The organism is Seonamhaeicola sp. NFXS20 (assembly GCF_049132085.1).
Taxonomy (GTDB): Bacteria; Bacteroidota; Bacteroidia; order Flavobacteriales; family Flavobacteriaceae; genus Seonamhaeicola.
Genome location: NZ_JAFMPU010000008.1, coordinates 155,585 through 176,784 on the forward strand (window position 1 = coordinate 155,585; position 21,200 = coordinate 176,784).

Below are 21,200 nucleotides of genomic sequence, written 5' to 3' on the forward strand. Positions count from 1 at the left end.
TATTTTAACTACCTGTATAAAGTAAAGTGACCTACAAAACTTCTCTTATCTCTCTCATCATTTAAGTTTACAATATACCAGTAATCTCCAGTTGGTAATTCTTTTCCGTTATAGGTACCATCCCATTTTTCATTTACACGAAGCGTAGCAACTTTACGTCCGTATCTATCAAAAATATCAAAGGTTAAATCTTTATATTGAGATGTACAACCAGGACCCCATGTGTCTAAATTTCCATCGCCATTAGGGGTGAAATAATTGGTTATACAAACATCTACAAACTCAAAGTATCTTGATGCGGTAGCTACACATCCATTACTATCTGTAACAGATACTGTATACTCACCAGATTCGTAAATAACAAATGTTCCTGTATCTCCATAAGGTTCAAAATCAACTTCATTTACACGTTGAATAGCATACTCATAATCACCAGAACCACCACTAGCCTGTGCTATAATTTCATTTATACCACCATCACTTAGTGCTATTTCTAAAGGATCATATTGATTAACATCAAAATAAACTATTTGTTCACAACCGTTTGTATGTCTTACTGTAATAGATTGATTTAATCCAGCAGGAACATCAATAAACATATTGTTGCTTTGGAAATTAATACCATCTAGAGAATAATCTACTTCAGCAGGGTCTACACTAGAATCAACTGTAACAGTTACCGCATTACTTGTTGCGTCTGCTACATCTGTACAATACTCTACAGTTACTTGAGGATCTAATAGTACAGACTCTGGGAAAGTTATATTCCATTCAGACTCACAACCTTCGGCATCAACAATATAAACAATATGGTCTCCGCCGCTTAATCCTGTAAAATCAAATATTGTCTGAGTTGCTGCTCCTGTTGTATAGGTTCCGTTTATATCATCTAAGGCAACACTATAAGGTAATGTACCTCCAGAAATATCAATACTAAACTCGCCATTCATATCACCAGCACACATTTCTGGTAAAATAGAATTAGGAACTATAGTAAGAGTTACTGGTGTTGGCTCATTAACAATAAAATCGAACAACACATAACAACCTAATTCATCTTGAGCAATAGCTTGGTAATTTCCAGGAGCTAAATCTTCAAAAATAGGCTCATCAAAAAATTGATTCATTTGAGGTGAAATAGCATATTTTATGATTCCTGTACCTCCTGTAGCAATAATCTCTAAAATACCATTGTTCTCTCCGTAACAAGTAACATCAGAAACTGTATAGTTTACTTGAAGAGGTAAACTAGGTTCTGTAATGCTAACTGACACTGAAGTAGCAACACAATCATTACTTTCTACCATAACCTGATAATCTCCTGCAGGTAATTCTGTAAACACTCCTGGGGTGTTTTGGGTAACTGGAGTTATATCATTTCCAGACGTATCTTGAAGCGTGTAAACATAGTTACCTAAGCCTCCTTCAGCAACTGCAACAATAACACCTGTAGTATCACCAGCACAATTAATTGTTGCATTTTCAACATCTAAATTAACTTTTAAATCAGGTATAGGTTCTACAGTAATTTCATTAGACACGTAAGCGTTACAACCATTAGTATCTCTAACATAATAAGCATACGTTCCATCTACAACAGGTATAGTTACAGATGATGAGAACGATCCTAACACTGTTGAGAAAGAAGCATCGGTACTATATTCATAAGAACCAGAACCTCCTGTAGCACTTAAAATAAGTTCTGCATCTGTAGTACAAGTTAATGGATCTGACTTAACCAAAGTGGCCTGAACTTCATTAGGTTCTGTAATTACTATATCTGCAGAAGTAGTACTACAATTATAACCATCTGTTACAGTTACATTATAAGTACCTGCAATTAATCCATCGAATACAGGTGAGGTTTGTGGACCAGATGAAGTTACTGTTGGTGAAACCATATTTAATGTATAAGTATAGTTACTTCCTTGTCCGCCACTAGCATTTGCAGTTATTTGTCCATTAGAATCTCCAAAACAAGTCAACGACACCACATCTGGGTTTAGTGTTACCGAAATTGGTGGTGGATCTAATAAACTCACGTTAGTGGTTGCTATACAACCTTTATAATCTCTTACACTTACCACATAATCTCCTGCCGATAAATTTGTAAAATAATACTGATCACTAAAAGCAGTTATTATAGTTCCACTTGTAAGCTCTAATTGGTATTCGTATCCACCAGGCCAACCACCAGTAGCACTTGCAGTAATAGACCCGTCATTATAACCACTTACACAAGTAATTTCAGTATGAGTTTCTGTTATATCCAATGCTGCTGTTGGAGCTGTGATAGTAAAGTTTTTGGTTACCGTACAGAATGGTGCATTGGTTAATTCTGCAGTTATACTATAGGTTCCTTGCGCTAATCCTGAAATTGTTGTTGGACCAGCATTTGGTACTACACCTGTAGTTACAGTATTTCCTAAATTATCATACACGATATAACTAAATGGTCCTGCTTCATCGGTAGGTATAGGTGATCTATCTATAAACGTAACATCAACACTTCCATCATTATCATTAAAACAGGTTACATCTACAACTGAGTCTATATTAAGATCAAAAGTATTAGGTTCATTAACATAGTGTACAGTTTGAAGCGAACAATTGGTATCTAAATTGGTTACCGAAATTGAATAATTACCTATTGGTAAGCCAGTAAATATACCTGTTGTATTGGTTTGGCTATAAACAGTTCCTGTTGCACCGGTAGCATCAATATCTTCAACTATAAATTCTAAATTAGTTGGCGTTGGACCAGTAGTTGTTACTGATACAGTTATATCTTCGTCATTATTACAAGTTATGGCAGTATCTACCGTAACATCTAAGCTTTCTAAAGATGTAAAAGGTGTAATAGTTTCGGTTGTAGTTCCTACACAGCCATTATCATCATATACATTTATAGTATAAGTACCTCCTGATAAATCAGCTTCAGTATAAGTAGTTTGCGAACCAGACTGAACAATTGTACCTCCTTTTATAAATTCATAAATTGTATAGTTACCAGATCCGCCACTTACACTAGTTACACTTATAGAAGCATAATTTGGTGCATTTACACCAGCAGAACAAGCATATTCAACAACTGATGTTGCGTCTATTGATACTACGTTTGGCTCATTAATTGTAACAGTTTCTGTAGCAGTACAATTTCTACCAGAAGTTACCTGTACCGTATAAGTACCCGCGCTTAGACCTGAGAAAATATTTGAAGTTTGAGGAGCTACCGTTATAGGTGCAATTATTTCATAAGTATAAATAGGGTTGTCATTACTTGTTGGTAAATTAACGGTAATACTTCCATCACTACTTCCATTACAACTTACATCGGTTGCTACAGGAGTAAATACTACCGGTGTTGGTGCATCTAATGTTACATCAACATCAGCAAAACACGATGTATTGGTATCATTAACTCTAACTGTATAAGTACCAGCAGCAAGTCCTGTAAATGTATTTGACACTTGAGCAACAGCTGTTACTGGTCCTGCTATAATTTCATAGGTAAAACTACCTGTTCCTCCTACCGCAGTTACAGAAATTTGACCATCATTATTTAAACAGCTTGGTAAGACATCTACTGAAGGTGTTATACCTAAAGGCTTTTCAATAGTAACAGATACCATATTTCCACAACCATTAGCATCCTGAACTTCTACAGTGTGTGTTCCTGATGATAAGTTACTTATAGTAAATGGGAAGGTTGCCGTTTGGAACGCTCCACCATCAACACTTAAACTATATGGAGTAATTCCTGCTGTGGTTAAAGTAACATCAATTTCAAAATTACCCTCTGTAGCAGTACATTGGTTACTTACTGCAGCCGCAATTACTGGTGTTGGGTCATTATTTAATATTTGAGCTGATGTAGTTTTAATACATCCATAAGCATCCATTACATGTACATAGTAGGTACCAGCATTTACATTAAACGTACTAGCCGAATTCCATAAAGCATCTGAAGGTAATGGTTGAGTTGATGTAGTTGTAATTTGATACAAATATGGTGGTGTACCATCTGTAGCTATGGCCGAAATTACTCCCGAATTAGGGTTACAATTAGCATTTTTATCTACAGATGCTGTAATCCCTAAATCGATAGCAGACTCTGTAATATTAAAAGGTGTTTGTGTAACAACACTACAACCTTCATTTGTGGCTCCTACATCTTCTGTTACCAAAATAATATAGTTTCCAAAAGGTAGTAATCCTGCGTTGGTTATCGACAACGTTCCGTTAGCAGGCACAACACCCGAACCAGAAACACCAGCACTTGCTAAAGACTGTGAGTCTAATATATCATAAGTTATATTAGTATTTACTGGGTAAGTACTAGTTATATCAAAACTTACCTCTCCATCAGCACTTCCCTTACAAGTAATGTTTTTAGGCACTACCGAATCTACAGTTAAGGTAGAGTTGGTTGGTACTGGAGTAGAGGCTGTCTCGTAATAATAACAACCAGTAAGAGAATCATAAACAATAAAGGTATATGTTACCCCTGGTATCAAATCTGTAAATGTTGTATGCTCTGGAGAATCTTCGGGTTGCCACGCAGGGTCAGTAGCAGAATAAGTCATCCCGGGGCCAGTATAAATAGCAAAGTAATAAGGGCCAGAGCCTGCCAACGGTGTACCTATACTTACCTCTACCGTTCCTCCAGAAGCACAATCGGCTGTTGCAACTGTATTAATAACTAAATCATCTGGTGGTGATGCTACTAAAATATTTTGCTCTAATAATGAACAACCATTAGCATCTGTAATAATAATTTCATACAAACCAAAATTTACTACTTCAAAAATCTTTGTACTACCATCTTGATTGGTTATCATATTATTATAGCCATTAACACCTGTTACATGATACGTGTAATTTGGTGTGCCACCACTAACACTATTAATAATTATTCTACCTAAAGACACCCCTCCTGCAGCACAAGTAATTGGGTCTACATCATAATCTAAAACTATAGGAGTTGGTTCTGAAATTGTTATGGTTTCAGTATCTGTACACGATTTAGCATCGGTTAAAGTAACAGTATAATCTCCTGCAGGTAAACTTGTGGTTTGAGTACCATAATCTGTTCCTGTAGTATTATTGTAAACGTTTATTGTAAACGGTGGTGTACCCACACTAGTATCTATATTAACCTGAATAGCAGCATCACTACCACCATTACATAATATAGATTGGGTTTCTACAACCGAAGTAATATCTGGGTAACTAATAGGGTTTACTGTAGTTACGGTTGATAAAGCTGTACAAGCTTGAGCATCTGTTATGCGGAATTGGTACGTGCCATCATTAGATGTGGTGTAAGTAAAAGGCGTACCTGTACTTCCTAATGAAGTAAATGTAACTCCTCCATCATCAGACACCTCATAGGTATAAGGCGGGTAGCCTCCTGATATTGTTCCTGTAATTTCAGCATCTGATGAAGCTGTACAATCTAGATCTTTTGTTAAAACAGTACTTACCAGTAACTGTTCTGCTATAACTTCTGTTGGAAGTGTAAATGTACAACCATTAGCATCTCTAACTGTTATATCATAGTTTCCAGGAGTTAAATTAGCAAAAATATTATTTGACACAAATGGACTACCATTTAAACTATACTCATAGGGTGCCAAACCTCCACTAGCCAATACTTCAAGTGTTGCTCCATTAACTGTATCATAACATTTATCTGATGATGTTTGAATAGTAGCTGTTGGATTTGTTGGATTTGTTATACTAATGGATGTTGAAACAGCTGTACATCCACTAGCATCTGTAACTCTTATCACATAATTACCTGTTGATACATTAGTTAAAACACCATTTGATGGGAAACTTGCAATTAAATTTAATGTAGTTCCATCTAATAACTCATAAGAATAATTTGGTGTTCCTCCAGTAGCTGTAGCTTCAATAATTGCACCATCTGAACAAGTTGCTGGTGTTACAGATGTATTCACCTCTAAGAGCGAAGGTGCTGTTATATTTTGTGTGAAACTAAAATCACAACCTACAGAAGTAGTATCATAACGTACTTGAACGTTATAAGTACCAACTCCTAAACCAGTAATAGTATATGGAGACGTTGTTAATGTTGTCCAATTAACACCTCCATCTATTGAATATTGATAACCGTTTGTTGTATCGAAATTTTGAGCTGAAATTTCAATAGTTCCATCGGCGCTACCATCACAAGTTACATCACTATAACTTAAAATATCTGCTGTAAAAGCGTTTCCAGAATTTATTACAAAAGGAAATTCTACTTCTGTTGTACAAACTTTTGGCAATTGATAAACTTTTATATCATCAATAGCAACATCATTACCACTTGTTTGTTGTACGTTTGATCTAACAATAAACTTTAAAGTAGTGTTAGATCCTGGATCTAAAGTCATAGGGGTTTTTGGATAAACTTCCCATTGTTCAGATTTTGGTATTGCTCCAGTGTCAAATGAAGATATTTCTGTACCAGAAGCATCAACTAAAGCCACTGTTAAATTAGGATCGTACTGATTACTACTCGAGTTAAGCAAGTTAAAGGCATAGAACTCAAAATTAATGGGTTGATTGGGTATAATATCATTAATTTCTTTCTCATATAAAATTTCGGTAGCAGGAATTGTAGAACCAATATTTACAACCAAAAACCTTCCATCTGGTGTTGCTGGAGTAGTTGCAGGTGTGTGATCTCCTGGATCTATCCAAGTACCAAACGGTTTTACAATATGTGCTGTTACAGAATAGTCTCCATCATTAATACTAATACTTCCTCTACATTTTGTTGCTTCAACTTGACGCTCAAAACAATAATACGTTGGATTTATACCTGGTGATGATGTATCTTCTCCATAACCAAACGTTTCATATAATAAGTTACTATAAGTAGGTACGGTTGATAAAGTATACTCTACTTTAATAGTATGATCACCGTCTGGCACATTTAAAAAGGTAGTAGGATCTGACGTATTAGGGTTTTCTACACCATCTAAATAATATCTATAAGTAAATGAACCTGTTCCAGAATTATTAACAGTAACCGTAGTATTTGCTGTACCATCACAATTATATTCTGGATCATCTATAGAAATTGTTGGTTCCACTGGTTCTGGATCTAAAATAATTTCGGGCATAGCATAAATACATCCATTAGCATCCCTTATATACAAGGTATAAGTACCTGGCATTACATCAGCTTCATTGGTTGTTACCCAAGTTGCTTGATTATCAAAACTATATTCATAAGGAGGAGTACCTCCTTGCGGATTGGTAATTCTAACGCTTCCTTCTCCTGAAGGACCACAACCTGCTAATTGTGACACACCACTTGAAGCTGTTACAGCTGCATCTGGTTGTGTTATGGTTATATCTTGAGTAGTACTGAAACATTCAACACCATTTAAAGAATATTTTATTCCTACAGTGTAAACACCTACATCTAAATTTGAAAACGTTGGTGAAGTACTATATGAAGTGCCTCCGTCTATAGTATATTCAATGGAATAACCATTACCATTAGTGACATTAAATTGAATTTCACCAGTGTTTGAATTATAACATAAAATATCTGATGAGCTAATAGTAAATGTGGGGGCTTCTATTTCCTCTACTGTAATTGATGTTTCAGCAGAACAGTTGTTAGAATCTACAACTGTTATATTATAGGTTCCTGCTGTAGATACATCTACAATAGGTGTGCTTTGAAATGCTGTAGTGCTATTAATAAAGTAATAGTAAGGTGCTGTTCCTCCTACAGGGTATATAGTGATTTCTCCATCCTCACAAGTTAATGGTGTGGTAAGAGCTGCCGTTACCTCTAATAAAGGTGGTTCTATAATCTCTATACTATTTGTATAAGTACAACCATCTTCTGTAGAAACTTCAACTGTATAGGTTCCTGGGTTTAAATTTTCAAACGTATAATTATTATCTGTAACTGGCCCTACATTATTAACAAGTGTAGCGCCTTCATAAATTGAAAAGAAATATTGTGGTTCAACATCATTAGCTGCTAAAACAATACTTCCTAAATCTCCATAACATAAGGGTTGTAAAACAGTTGTTGATACTGTAAAATTTCGTTCTCTTATTTGAACATCTGGCACTTCAAAAACACATGGGTTTGGTGATACTCCAATTTGTCTCACATAAACTGAATAAATACCTGCTGTTGTTACCTCAAAAGTATTACTAGTTTGATAATTTACACCATCAATACTATACTCATAACCACTTGGTACTCCACCTACAACAATTTCGCCTGGTGTTGTACAAATAATATCTTTAGAAGTTGCCGTAGGCTCTAACAGGTTTTCATAAACATTAAAATAGTATTGATTAAAACAGCCTCCTGTATAATTTAAAGTTAATCGGTACTGTCCAACGGTATCTATAGTATAATCAGGTCCAGTTGCTACTTGAATCCATGAACAAGCAGGATCCTCGTTAGCACAATCTTGATTTATTACTGCAGAACAGCTAGTTTCATCTAATCGTTCCCAAATCATTGATGAGGTATCTGTAATTCCTGTTTCTATAGCTCTAACATCATTATCGCCACATAAGAAGAAATTTGGTAATTCTTTCCCATCATTAGGACAAGTAACCACTTGGTCTGCAAATGGAATTACAGGATTAGGAACTCCAGCTCCGTAAGTTATAACATCAAAAACTTGATCTATAGACTGACAAGGTGCTGTGGCTGTATTATGCACATAATACGTGCCAACTCCAGTAACTGTAATAGATTGTGTGTTTCCTATAACGGGCGTTCCTGTTGGACTTGTAGACCATGTATATGAATCATAATTATCGCCAGCAGTTAATACTACACTATCACCACATAAAATGACTTCTTCTCTAAATTCACAATCAATATCTGCTAAAAAATTAGTAGCACCAGGACTTATTAAACACCCTGTATTAGTATTAAAACTTGGGTCATCTGAAATTGTAAAAGTTGGGTTTAAAGTACCATTATATGTAGCATAAGCCTGATTGTTAATTATATTATCACAAGCATCATTTAACAAACTACAAGTTTGTACTACCGATACTTTAAATCTAATTTCTTGAACTGGATCATTTACTTCTACAACAGAATTATCTACTTCAAAAACAATTTCTCTTGTTGTAGGGTCATAACTCTGTACTGAAACTCCTGGTGGTAAACTAACTATATCTGAAGGGTAATTAAAAACAATATTTATAGGTAGAATATCTCTTATTGTTAAATTGGTGGCATTATCATTACCTGTATTTTGAAAACCAATTACATAATTTAGTTCATCGCCTAAACTAACTAGTTCTCCACTAATATCATTACCCGATGTATCTTCTACAATTTTTGTGAGTACAATATTAGGTTCTATTATATCAACAGCAAGTGCGAAAAAATATGGGAAAAAAGTATCTCCACTAGTTTCTAGGCGAACGGTAGCTGATGTAGAACCATTGGGTATAACATTATTTGATGGGTTTGGCACCTGCATAACACCTGTATCAAACCCTAAAGTGTTTGTACTATTAGGATTTCTGTTAGTAACTGGGGTAGCATCTAACTGCGTTACAGAACTATTGAAAAAATTATTTGCTGGCCTATCTGATGTAGAAAGATTATAACCATTAAGCAGTAACTGATCTCCAATAATACGCTTATCTCCTTCTAGTGTAGCAAACGCAAAATTTGCTCTAACTGGAGTTGGAGATGGAACCGTTCTAAATCCAGAAACAGGAATATCTAAAGTTGGATTTCCTCCGGGTACACTAATAGCACTAAAACCATCAAAACTAGTTATTGATTTACCTGGTAAAGTTGGGTCTTCATAAACTATAAACAAAGACCAACCAGCCGAATGTCCTGTTCCGTTATATGGTTTATATTTACTTGTTCTACCTTCGGCACTAGAAACATTGGCAACCGTATAAGTTCCTAAATTACTAGTTAAACTAGTTACAATACTAGTTACATCTGCATAACAAGCGTAAGGATAGCTATCACCACCATCAACAGATGAGCCATTAGCATTATATATTACAGTTCCTACAATATCGTGATAACCTCCTGTAGGTCCTTTAAGTTTTACATTGGTAATTGGTTCATCTCCTGGGTTAACAGCACTCCAGTATAAGCCTGCATGCACTATGTTGTAACAACTTGGATTTTCTATTTCTAAATCTGCACTTGAAGAACTAAAAGTAGAAGAATCTCCGTCAATATCAATATAACGCATATTCTCATCATGATTATATGCATTATTATCATTAAATGCGTTATTGCTTGGTCCAAGGATATTGTTTCCTATTAAAACAATATCTCCTTTTAAATCTTGATTAAATCTTGGTGAGAAGGGAACAAAGTTTTGTGCAAACAATTGCGTACCCAACAACAAAAGTATAACAACAATGTTATAAGTTACATAAGTAGTTTTTTTCATGGGCGGTTATTTTAGTATCTAATTTTAGGGGCATTAAAAAAGATATTTTTAGCTATTGCTTAAACCAAATCTAAAATTGTAAGCATATTATTTCAAATTATATATTTAACCTTTAAAATATACTTTTAAACGATGTAAATATCGTAAATTTTTTCCTAACAAAGAAGACGTTTTCCATATTTTTATGCATTTCATCGATAAATAATGTTTATTAATCATTTTTTACACACAAAAATGCAAGATTTATATTACATATTCATTTCTTAACCCTTATTATAATAGAAAATCAGAATTATTGTATTTGAAATAAAAAAATCCAATAACACTAGTTATTGAATTTTTAAAATGGTTAATTAATATAACTGTATTAATTTTCTATTTTAACAATAGACATTTTAGCATTATAGGGTTCATTTCCTTTTGATTGTAATAAGCGTTGTGCTTCCTCGATGTTATCAAATTTACTATAATAAATAAAGTATTTATTGGTATTTACATCAAAGAAAAACTCAATATCTTTTCTACCCATTGATACAACTTTTGTTAAAAATTCATTACGCTTAGCTTCATTTTCATGTATAGCTATAACCATATAATATCCGCTTTCTGCATTTGTTACATTTTTAACAATTTGAATATTGTTACTTGGTTCATCACCAAAATCAAAGTCATCTTCTGTTAACACTAAATTAGATGGCTGTGTAAACTTTTTAATTGAAGCTAGAGAAGCACTATCTTTCTTATATCTATCTTGTTGATTATCATAAGCTGCACGTTTAATTCTACGTTTTCTTTCATAATCTGTAGCTACTTTAATTGTTTCTAAAGAACTTTCTAAATCTGCTTTAGCTTTCATTGCTTGTAATTGTTGCGCTTTTAATTTTTCTATAGCTTTAGAATATTTGATATTTAATGCATCATTATCATCTTTAACTTTACGTTTTCTGGTAATATACACCGCTTCTAATTCTTCAATTTTTATTCTTTGCTCTTCAATTACTTTTTCTAATTGATCTTTTAAAGCTTCTATTTCTGCATTTTCTGCTGTTACACTTTTAAATGGTTTAGGTTCTACATAAATACCTTGTTCACTTAAGTCATTTTCTTGTTTTAAATCGTCTAAATCTTTTTGTTTAATAGCAACTTTTTCTGTTAATCTATCTATTAATTCAGATTGTTGTTTTTTAGATTCTTTAGCAGACTCATTTAATTTATTTATTGAATTAATTGTTTCTTGATCTAAATCTGATGTGATTTCAATTAAATTTTCTTCGTTAGCTTTTCTTTCTGCCTCAAGTTTTGCAGCTGCCTCTGCTTCTGCCTTCAATCTAGCTTCCTCCCTAGCTTTAGCTTCGGCTGCTAATCTTTGAGCTTCTTGTTCTGCTTTAATTCTATCTGCTTCTTCTTTTGCTTTTCTCTCAGCTTCAAGTTTTGCAGCTGCCTCTGCTTCTGCCTTCAATCTAGCTTCCTCCCTAGCTTTAGCTTCGGCTGCTAATCTTTGAGCTTCTTGTTCTGCTTTAATTCTATCTGCTTCTTCTTTCGATTTTCTCTCAGCTTCAAGTTTTGCAGCTGCCTCTGCTTCTGCCTTTAATCTAGCTTCCTCCCTAGCTTTAGCTTCGGCTGCTAGTCTTTGAGCTTCTTGTTCTGCTTTAATTCTATCTGCTTCTTCTTTTGCTTTTCTCTCAGCTTCAAGTTTTGCAGCTGCTTCTGCTTTAATTTTTTCTTCTTCTACGTTTTTACTTGTTGCTACAACATCTTCTGTTACTTCTTCATTATTGATTTGTTCTTCTTTTCTTAAACGTTCTGCTTCTTGACGTGCTAGACGTTTTTCTTCTAAAGCTTTCTTTCTTTGTGCTATTTCTTCTGCTTTCAATCGTGCAGCTTCTTCTCTATTTACTTTTGGTTTTGAGCTAGAAGAACGATTTGCTATGGTTCGTTTTCTACTTTTTGGTGTAAAGACTGACTTTTCATCATCATCTCCGTTATATAAATATCTGTTGTTGTTTTTAAATCTATAGGCAATGGTAAATTCATGCGAATTACCAAAATCTGATAACTCACCAACAGATTGCTCATAATTATATTCTACTGCAATTTGTTCTGTAATATTAATTCCAACTCCTGCAGACGCGCCGTATAATGTGTTATAACCTACTTGCCCCCATATACCTTTTGGTATTGATAACATAGCAAGACCAGAAAGAACGGTGGTTTCTTTTTTAAATTCTGAACGGATTAAAGTTGAAAATTTACTTTCATCAAAAAAACCACGACTATCCATATAACCTGTATACATAATATGAGCTTGATAACTTTGTTCTGGATTGTCTTCTATTATTTTTGAAGAACTTAAGTTATATGACACTAAGTTATTAACTGAAAAACCGAAATCAAAAAAAGCGGTGCCATAGTTAATACCTGGATTTACTGTTAATAGTGTATTTTTAGGAATATTTTGAAGTGCAGGATCTTGGAAATTAGTTACAACATTACCTTCGTTTATACTGCTTTGATAAGCTCCTATATTTAGCCCAAAAGTTAAGTTACTATCTCTATCTAAAACTGCGTTATAGGCAAAATTTAACATCCCACCAAATACAGTTTGCACTCCATAATTTTGTTGAAATAAACCAATACCGGCTCCTATGTTTTCTTTAAATCTTCCTGAGTAACTAAATAAATATGCTTGTGGAGCATCTTCAAACTGTACCCACTGTCTTTTATTTGTAAAACTAATGTATTTATTCTGTTCTCTAACAAAACTAAATGTTGGATTTACAGCATATTTATTAAACTTTAAAGAATTTCTTATAGGTAAATCTATAGCAACAACCCCATTGTTTTGTGAGTGAGAGGTTTGCGCTAAGCATAAAAACAAAATCAGGTATAGTAGATTTTTATTCATGTCATTTGATCACCGTAATTGATCCTTTACGTGTTTGGTTATTTGGGGTTGTTATTATGTAATAGTAAACTGGGTTTACATCTTTAAAGCTTAAATTTTCTGGCCAATTATTTTGATAATCATTAGTATTAAGCACTATTTTACCTTGTGAACTCACAATCATAACTTGAGTATCTGTACCACTTGTATATTCTTTAGGAATAATCCAAGTATCATTAATACCGTCTCCATTAGGACTTATTAAATTTGGTATTTGAGCTACGTCTGGAAATTGTTCTGTAACACTAAATGCAAATTCTTTAGTTGATGAACAGCTTACATTTTGAGTAATTACTACACTGTAATTACCAGATTCTGAAATTTCATAACTATTTGATGTAGCACCTGATATTAATGCCCCATCTCTAAACCACTCATAAGTAGGGCTTATTGCTGTTGAAGTAACTGTAGCTACTATGGTTTCTCCTTCTTCTAAATCGTTTACATCGTCTACATCTATACTACTTGTAAAGCCGCTATTTTCTAAATCTATTGAAGCCGTAGCACTACAATCTCCTAAATTTACAATAACAGAATATGTGCCGCTTTCATTAGTTTCATACATTTGGTCTGTAGCGTCATTAATAGGCTCACCATCTTTAAACCATTGGTAACTATCTCCTTTTATTGCACTTAAAACCGTTGGTCCATTTTCATGACAATAAGGATTTCCTAAAGAAGAGTTTATAGTAACGTTTGTTTCACTAGATGTAGCTTCACTTACCGTAACTCTATTAGAAAATGAATTTGAAGTACAAGATCCATAATTGGTTTCAACAAAGTATGTACCTGCTTCTGTAACTTCTAAACTTTCACCTGTAGCTACAAAAACCGAAGTTGTTTCGCTAGTTTCTTTATACCAATTAAAAGACAGTGATGGATATTGTAATGGGGAATCGTTCATTTCGCCTCCAGGATTATCAATTGTTAATAAATAGCTATCACCTGCACAAAAAACAGCGGTTTCTATTAAATTATTAATGGTAAAAGGAGAATCTTGTATTTTATAATAAGCAGGAAAAGCATCAGACCCACTACTAGTTCCTTCGGGAGATGTACTTTTTATTCTAATTTTATAAGCTTCACCAGCTGTATCGGTTGGTAACGAAAAATTTAATGTTGCAGGAGAAGTTGTTATACTTCCTGCAGCAGATGTATAAATGGTAGTGGGATTTGAAAAATCTCCTGTTTCATCAGAAAGTTCTATAATGAATTGGGTTGAACTAGTTAAACTAGATTCTGGAGAAAATGAAAATGTTACATTATAACTGTTAAACGAAGCACTAGCACAGGCTTGAGTATAACCTAAATTAGGTTTACTAATAACAAATTGTGCTTGGGCTTTAACAGTTAGTGAACAAATAAAAACCGCTATAAGTATAATTTTTTTCATTAGATAACTTTCTGTTTATACTCATATTATAATATACAGTGATTAGTCACCATTTACATCTGAATCAAGATTTGTTGCAATTATTTTATTAATTCTCAACCTGTAGTCTGGTCTTCTCTTATTTTGAATATCAATAAAAGTTTCTACATTGGTACTTTTAGAATACACGTTAAAAAATGCAGCATTACCATACCAATTTTCTAAGTCATCATTATTGCTATTATTATTAACATAAATATTACCCTTGCAGTTATTAAAATACATGTTTGTAAACCTAATTTTCTCAAGGTTTTCTTGATTTATACGAATTCTATCATCTAATATAACAGCAGGGTTAAACCCAGAAATTACACTTTTATTCATATCTAAAAAGGTTTCTTGCCCAACATAAACAGCTTCACTAACCAATCCTTTTTCTATATCACTATCTAGGGTTTCACTATCATTAAGAAATGTTAAATTTTCGGCAACAACATGAGTTCCATTTTTAGAAAAGTCAACTTCCTGTCTATTATCATACGATAAAACCTTTAGACAACGAGAACCTTCACTACTAGATATATATGGAGATCTTACTGCTAAAGAATTTTTTAAATAACCTTGAGCCCCATAATTGAACACAAAATCATTACTACTTGTTCTATAAGAAACGGCTTTATTAATAGTAACCTCACCTCCTAAAACTTCAAAGGCATCACCTGCACAGTAGCTAACCATTATATTTTCTAATACCGTTTCTGACCCCACTCCTGCTAATAGTAAACCATTAAGGTAACCTGCTCCCTTAATTCTTTTACCAGCATACTCTATTCTAACATATTTTAATACACCAGAATTACTTATAGTGTCATTACCACCATAATTCACATTGGCGTAATTTGAAGCATCTAAATTATCATGTAAATTAGCAACAGAACCATTCCCGAATTTATTTAAAGGCGCACTGCCCAACAAAACAATTCCTCCCCAGTCTCCTGCACGTTTTAAGCTTTTATTAGAAGAAAACACAATAGGATCTGTTTCTGTGCCTTCAGCTATTATTTTTGCTCCTTTAGATACTGTGAGAGATGCTTTTGAATTATAATCTGCTAAAACAACAGTTCCAGGCTCTATAGTTAGTGTTGCATTATTTGTAACAAAAACACTACCTACCAGTAAATAGGTATCTCTTTTAGAAAGCCTTGTATCTTTAGTTATATTACCAGAAATAATTTGAGTTGGCTCTCTATAGCTTTGTTGCTTAGGGTTAAATTCTGTCCAATTATCTAACCAATTGGTATTACCAACTATTCCTTTTTCTTGTTGTGCAAAAATATTGGCACATAACAAAAACAACACATAGGTTAATTTAGTAAAATTTTTCATAATCACTCGTTTATGATTTTGTAGAAATGGGGATTCCTAATTATTTGTTCAAACATACAATAAAATCTACGAAATACCAAATTAATCGACAAAATACATTTTATTTATGCTAATTATTATTAAAAAAGTACTTGAAAAAGGCTTTATTTACTGATGTTTATTTAATTTTACCTATATAAAATAAGGAGCAATATAAAACCACTCCTTTTATTGTAATAATTTTCTATAAAAATAGTAGCATTTTATTTAAACTTAATGAAACTCACTATATTCATGTAAAGATTTTAATGTTGATTCATAAAAGAGAATAGCAGATACTAAATTATCTGTATCTGAATACGGAAGAATAGCTTCCTGAAATTCTCTATTTTTACCTAAAAATTCGGCTGTCGCTTCAAATTTTTCATCAAGAATCTTTCTATTATCATTATTGTTAGGTATTCCTAAGGTAGACATTGTAACACCTGGTTTTGTTGCAAAGGCAATGTATGGTAATAATTGAACCAAACTTTCAATTCTTTCAATGTACAAACCGAGCAACTCGCCTTTTTGTTTTCTATCTAACTCCTCTTTACTATGATATTTTTTTATAGCTACTTTATCGCTAATAATACTTTTAGGAGGATTCTTTTTTTGAGCAAATCCAACTCCGGTTATAAAGAAAAAGCCAAAACAAAGTAGGATTAATTTAGTTTTCATTTTAATTAAGATTTGAGATTTAGACCGCTAATTTATACATTTTATCGTTAAAAACAAGCGTTTTATCGATTTTTTTTAATGTTTTTTTAATAATGAAACTTGTGATATAACTAAATAACTATAATTAAGGTATTTATTGGCTTTTTAAATGTCTTGGAAATACTTTTAAAGTTGTTTTTCCTTTTTTTAAATCTGGCCATGTTTTTATATCAAATTCAATAACTACCACTCCACTAGTTGGTACATTGTCTATATATTCACTTCCATAAGTATTTACAAAATTTGTTAAGGCATGATTATGACCAAAAATCATTAAGTTATTAATTGAAGCTTTGTTACTTTTAATTACTTGTAATAAATCACTACCTTCAAAATCATACAAATTATGATTAAACTCTAAAATATTTTGATGAATATTTAAATTTTCTAAAAAAATATTAGCAGTCAGTTTGGTTCTTAAAGCATCACTAGACAAAACTTTATCTATTTTTTTTATTTTACCTTTTAAAAAATGCGAAACAATAAGAGCATCATTAACTCCTCTTTTTTTTAAGGGCCTCTCATGATCTATAACGTTGTATTCCCATGATGATTTTGCGTGTCTAACTATTATTAAAGTTTTCATACCAATCGATTAAATGCATTTTTAATCGACAAAAAGTTGTTTATTTCGATTAAAATCAATTTATTTGTTCTGTAAATATAATTAATCAGCTAATAATCAACTAATTTCAAAAAAACAATAAAATTAAACACCAAGAAAATAGATAGTTAGATAGGTCATTCGGTAAAAAACACAAACAACCGATTAAATGTTGTTAAAATACTGTTAATCGAATTTATAAGTGATTTACCATTAATTTTTGAGAAACTAGCTACAACTTATTTTTTTTGTTTCACCTATTAAATATTGAAAGTATGACCCCAAATCTAATTTCTAAAGTAAATATGGTGTTGAAAATCAATACTATTCCCTCGCTGTTTTTTCCCTCAAAAACTTTATTACTGTTTGTTTTAATTGTCAACAATAATGACAATGTAAGACTCTGTTGTGATTAAAAGTATTTTAATATGAAATAATATTTATTATGAAAAATAAATCAACTATAAAAAATTATAGCATTTCTCTCATTTTCCTTATTTCGTTTTTTTCGTTTACAGCTTTTGCTCAAGAAAGTGAAATTTATGAATTGAAATCAGAATCTAATTCCTCTACATCTAATAAAACTAGTTCTAAAGAATTTAGTGTTACAAAAAGTAGTAAATCTTTAGGTGACTCAAGAGAAGAGTTTACTAATCTTTCAAAAAAGCTTCACGCTACAGTATATCTTAAAAATAAAAAGGTAAAGAGAAAATATGGAAATGAAAGTCCTATAAAATTAACCTTTGAAGACATGAACTCTTTTAAAGAGTTAACCAATAATAATTCTAATTACAACAAAGTTAAGCTTATTACTATTCTTATAAATAATGAAGCCGACCTAAATAATTTAGATTTATCAAAAGGTAAAAAGATGTTTCCTAGGCTAAAATACATTTATCTTAAATGCCTATTTAATGGTAATACTAAACAAATAGAAATGTTAGTAAAAAAACCAGATAACAATGTTCGTGTTTTTTACACTTTTGAAAAAGCATCATAAATAATACTTGGGTAACTTAAAGATTAAGAAATGAAAAAACTATACACTATAATTAAAGCTTTAATGTCCAGTAAATACAATTTTAGGTTTTTACTATTTAGCATGTTACTTATATCTGCTGTTTACAATAGTTATGGTCAAGTGAAAGTTCCTTTTGCACCTAGAACTTCAGCAGCTACTCCTTCTCAAACTATTTATAATGTAAAAGGAGATTTCACCATGATTGGAAACACCAATCTTACACTTGTGTCTTATGGTGATAACACTAACAACTCTTTAGATATGGAGTATGTAGATGTTGATGAAACCGCAGTTCCAGGGAATAACACTTTTAATTCTTCTTCTGCAACCTTAACTTTTTCAAACGAAAACGGTGCTATTCCTGAGTGTTCTGAAATTATTTATGCCGGAATATATTGGACAGGTAGAACAGATAGCTATAGTGGCGATGGATATACATTTGATGTCTCTAAAGAAATTCCAACAGGAGGTTCAACAACCCAACAATTTACTGATACTAATGAAGAAATTTTTGATAATAACAACATTCCTAACACAAATTACACTTTAACCATCTCTAGTTCAGGAGGTGGCGGTGGTGGACCTGGATCTACTAATACAACAAGATACTTATTTACATCTTCTGGTGCTGGTGACTCCGTAGAATTTATATATAGAACATCTGGTGGTGGACCTGGAGGAGGAACACAAACACTTCATGTTTCAGTAAATGGTGGTGCAGAAACCACTGTTTCTACAAGTAGTATTAATAATAGTAATGCTTATTTAAGTTCTCCTTATGAAATTTTTTCAGACTCAAATTATACCTTAGAGGTAAATAGATTACGTAGACAAGATGATGATAGAGCTTATGTAAACATAACCTATTTTGAAGATGTACCAAACACCACAACTATAACTAAAAATTTTGATAAGCGTAAAGTATTAATAAAAGGACCTGCATCTTCAACTTATACAGATTTAACTGCCAATGAAATTTATTTCCCTAATGGAGAAGATGGTAATATGTATTCTGCTTATGCTGAAGTTACAGATTATGTTCAAACAAATGGTCTTGGAGAATATTTTGTAGCAGATATTGCAACCTTAGAAGGAGATGGCGGTAATACAGGTTATTATGGTGGCTGGGGAATGGTTGTTGTTTATGAAAATTCTAAAATGGATTGGAGAGATGTAACCGTTTTTGATGGGCATGCATATGTTCAAGGTAGTGTTACTGAAAATTACACTTTTGATATTTCTGGTTTTCAAGCTGCTCAAAATGGTCCTGTAAATGTTAAACTTGGTGTAATGGCTGGTGAAGGTGATGTAGGTGTTTCGGGAGATTATTTAGAAATTCTAAGACAAGATAATGGCACATATCAGGCGTTAAGTCATTCTAACAACTCAACTAACAATTTCTTTAATTCATCTATTGTAACTGGAGGAAACGCAAGAACCCCTGATTTACCAAACAATACAGGAGTTGATATTGCTATGTTTGATATTGACAACACAGGGAATGGTATTATTGATAATAACCAAACTAGCACTACGTTTAGATATGGCTCAACTCAAGATACTTATATAATTTATAATCTAACCCTCTCGGTTGACGCCTATGTACCAGAACCAGAAGGTATTATAAGCAATACTACAATTAATGGAAACCCTCCAGGACCTACAAACAATTCATTAGAACCAAATGAAGAAGCCGATTATATTATTGAAATAAAAAACACAGGAACTGAAGCTATTGATAACGCAGTTTTAACACTGCCTCTTCCTGCTTCCGTAAACCCTAGTGGTTTAAATATTGTTAGTAATACTTTTTTCACTCCTCAACCAAGTGGACCAACATACGACGCATCAATTGGTACTAATGGTGCTATTGTTTGGGATTTAGGAACGTTACCTTTACCCTCAGATCCTAATACGGTTCTAGCAAATATAAGTTTCACCTTAACAGTAACAACAGATTGTTCTATTTTAAGTGATCCTATGTTAGGACAAACAGTTTCCTTAGAGGGTACTTTAAGTGGTGTTGGTGCCATTTCTGGAGTTTCTTTTTCTACTAGTTTAATACAAGGTTATGAAGCTACTGGAGTATGTACAGGAGATCCTATACCTGTTCCACATGTCATAGATATTGATTATGAAGATTTTGTCAATGAAGCACCTGTAATAACAGCTCCCAGTCCAATAAATATAAATGGCTGTGATGAAAATGATATTACTGCCTCAACGGTTAGATATCCATATAGTGCTACCCAATCAGCAGATATAAAAGATACATATGTTGATACTGGGTATACAGCTTCTGATAATGGAACGATTGTAAGTATTACTTATATTGATGAAATTGACTCAAATGATTGTCCTATAGTTGTTACTAGAACTTATACTGCCACAGATGATTGTGGTAATACCACAGAAGCTATACAAATCATTAATCTTACGCCTAGCGATTTAGTTATTAGCGATGTGCAAGATTCAACCGTTAATGCTTGTGACTTTGCTAATCAAGCTGATCTAGATGCTGCTTTCAATTCTTGGATTGCTGGTTTTAGTGTTAGTGGTGGGTGTAACCCGCAAGCTACTGATATTAGTTCATTAACTGCACCTGATTTATGTGATGGTGGTGCTGTAAGCGTTGAATTTAATGTGACTGATTTATGTGAAAGTGGGCAAGACACGGCTACTTTTACTGTTAC

Annotated in this window: 7 protein-coding genes and 1 pseudogene; 2 read left to right on the forward strand and 6 right to left on the reverse strand. The window is 32.9% G+C overall.

What is annotated here, in order from left to right; translation table 11 throughout:
- Positions 1-8 precede the first annotated feature (8 nt).
- The 6 genes from J1D01_RS12475 to J1D01_RS12500 form a co-directional block, all read right to left on the reverse strand.
- Positions 9-10,442 carry a T9SS type B sorting domain-containing protein gene (locus J1D01_RS12475; RefSeq protein WP_421151049.1) on the reverse strand — a complete coding sequence of 3,478 codons (10,434 nt, stop codon included), beginning with the start codon at positions 10,440-10,442 and terminating at the stop codon, positions 9-11.
- A gap of 367 nt (positions 10,443-10,809) precedes the next feature.
- Positions 10,810-13,347, reverse strand: a complete 2,538-nt coding sequence (locus J1D01_RS12480; protein WP_421151050.1) for a PorP/SprF family type IX secretion system membrane protein — start codon at positions 13,345-13,347, stop codon at positions 10,810-10,812.
- Position 13,348: 1 nt separating this feature from the next.
- Positions 13,349-14,779 (reverse strand): gliding motility-associated C-terminal domain-containing protein, encoded by a 1,431-nt coding sequence (locus J1D01_RS12485; protein WP_421151051.1) that lies wholly within the window; start codon positions 14,777-14,779, stop codon positions 13,349-13,351.
- Positions 14,780-14,821: 42 nt separating this feature from the next.
- Positions 14,822-16,144 carry a hypothetical protein gene (locus J1D01_RS12490; RefSeq protein WP_421151052.1) on the reverse strand — a complete coding sequence of 441 codons (1,323 nt, stop codon included), beginning with the start codon at positions 16,142-16,144 and terminating at the stop codon, positions 14,822-14,824.
- Positions 16,145-16,396: 252 nt separating this feature from the next.
- Entirely contained in the window at positions 16,397-16,843 is a 447-nt protein-coding gene (locus tag J1D01_RS12495) for a hypothetical protein (protein ID WP_421151053.1), read from the reverse strand.
- A 133-nt stretch (positions 16,844-16,976) separates the two neighbouring features.
- The gene (locus J1D01_RS12500) at positions 16,977-17,468 is read right to left on the reverse strand and encodes a SixA phosphatase family protein (protein WP_421151054.1); all 492 of its coding nucleotides are present in this window, start codon (positions 17,466-17,468) and stop codon (positions 16,977-16,979) included.
- Positions 17,469-17,931: 463 nt separating this feature from the next.
- On the opposite strand from J1D01_RS12500, the gene J1D01_RS12505 reads away from it, so the two are divergent.
- Both J1D01_RS12505 and J1D01_RS12510 read left to right on the forward strand, forming a co-directional pair.
- Positions 17,932-18,486 carry a hypothetical protein gene (locus tag J1D01_RS12505; protein ID WP_421151055.1) on the forward strand — a complete coding sequence of 185 codons (555 nt, stop codon included), beginning with the start codon at positions 17,932-17,934 and terminating at the stop codon, positions 18,484-18,486.
- 30 nt (positions 18,487-18,516) lie between these two features.
- Positions 18,517-21,200, forward strand: a pseudogene (locus J1D01_RS12510) (hypothetical protein); the annotation flags it as partial.

Bases quoted from the DNA above. Each gene is read 5' to 3' on its own strand.
- J1D01_RS12475 (WP_421151049.1), bottom strand. From the start codon at position 10,442: ATGAAAAAAACTACTTATGTAACTTATAACATTGTTGTTATACTTTTG.
- J1D01_RS12480 (WP_421151050.1), bottom strand. From the start codon at position 13,347: ATGAATAAAAATCTACTATACCTGATTTTGTTTTTATGCTTAGCGCAA.
- J1D01_RS12485 (WP_421151051.1), bottom strand. From the start codon at position 14,779: ATGAAAAAAATTATACTTATAGCGGTTTTTATTTGTTCACTAACTGTT.
- J1D01_RS12490 (WP_421151052.1), bottom strand. From the start codon at position 16,144: ATGAAAAATTTTACTAAATTAACCTATGTGTTGTTTTTGTTATGTGCC.
- J1D01_RS12495 (WP_421151053.1), bottom strand. From the start codon at position 16,843: ATGAAAACTAAATTAATCCTACTTTGTTTTGGCTTTTTCTTTATAACC.
- J1D01_RS12500 (WP_421151054.1), bottom strand. From the start codon at position 17,468: ATGAAAACTTTAATAATAGTTAGACACGCAAAATCATCATGGGAATAC.
- J1D01_RS12505 (WP_421151055.1), top strand. From the start codon at position 17,932: ATGAAAAATAAATCAACTATAAAAAATTATAGCATTTCTCTCATTTTC.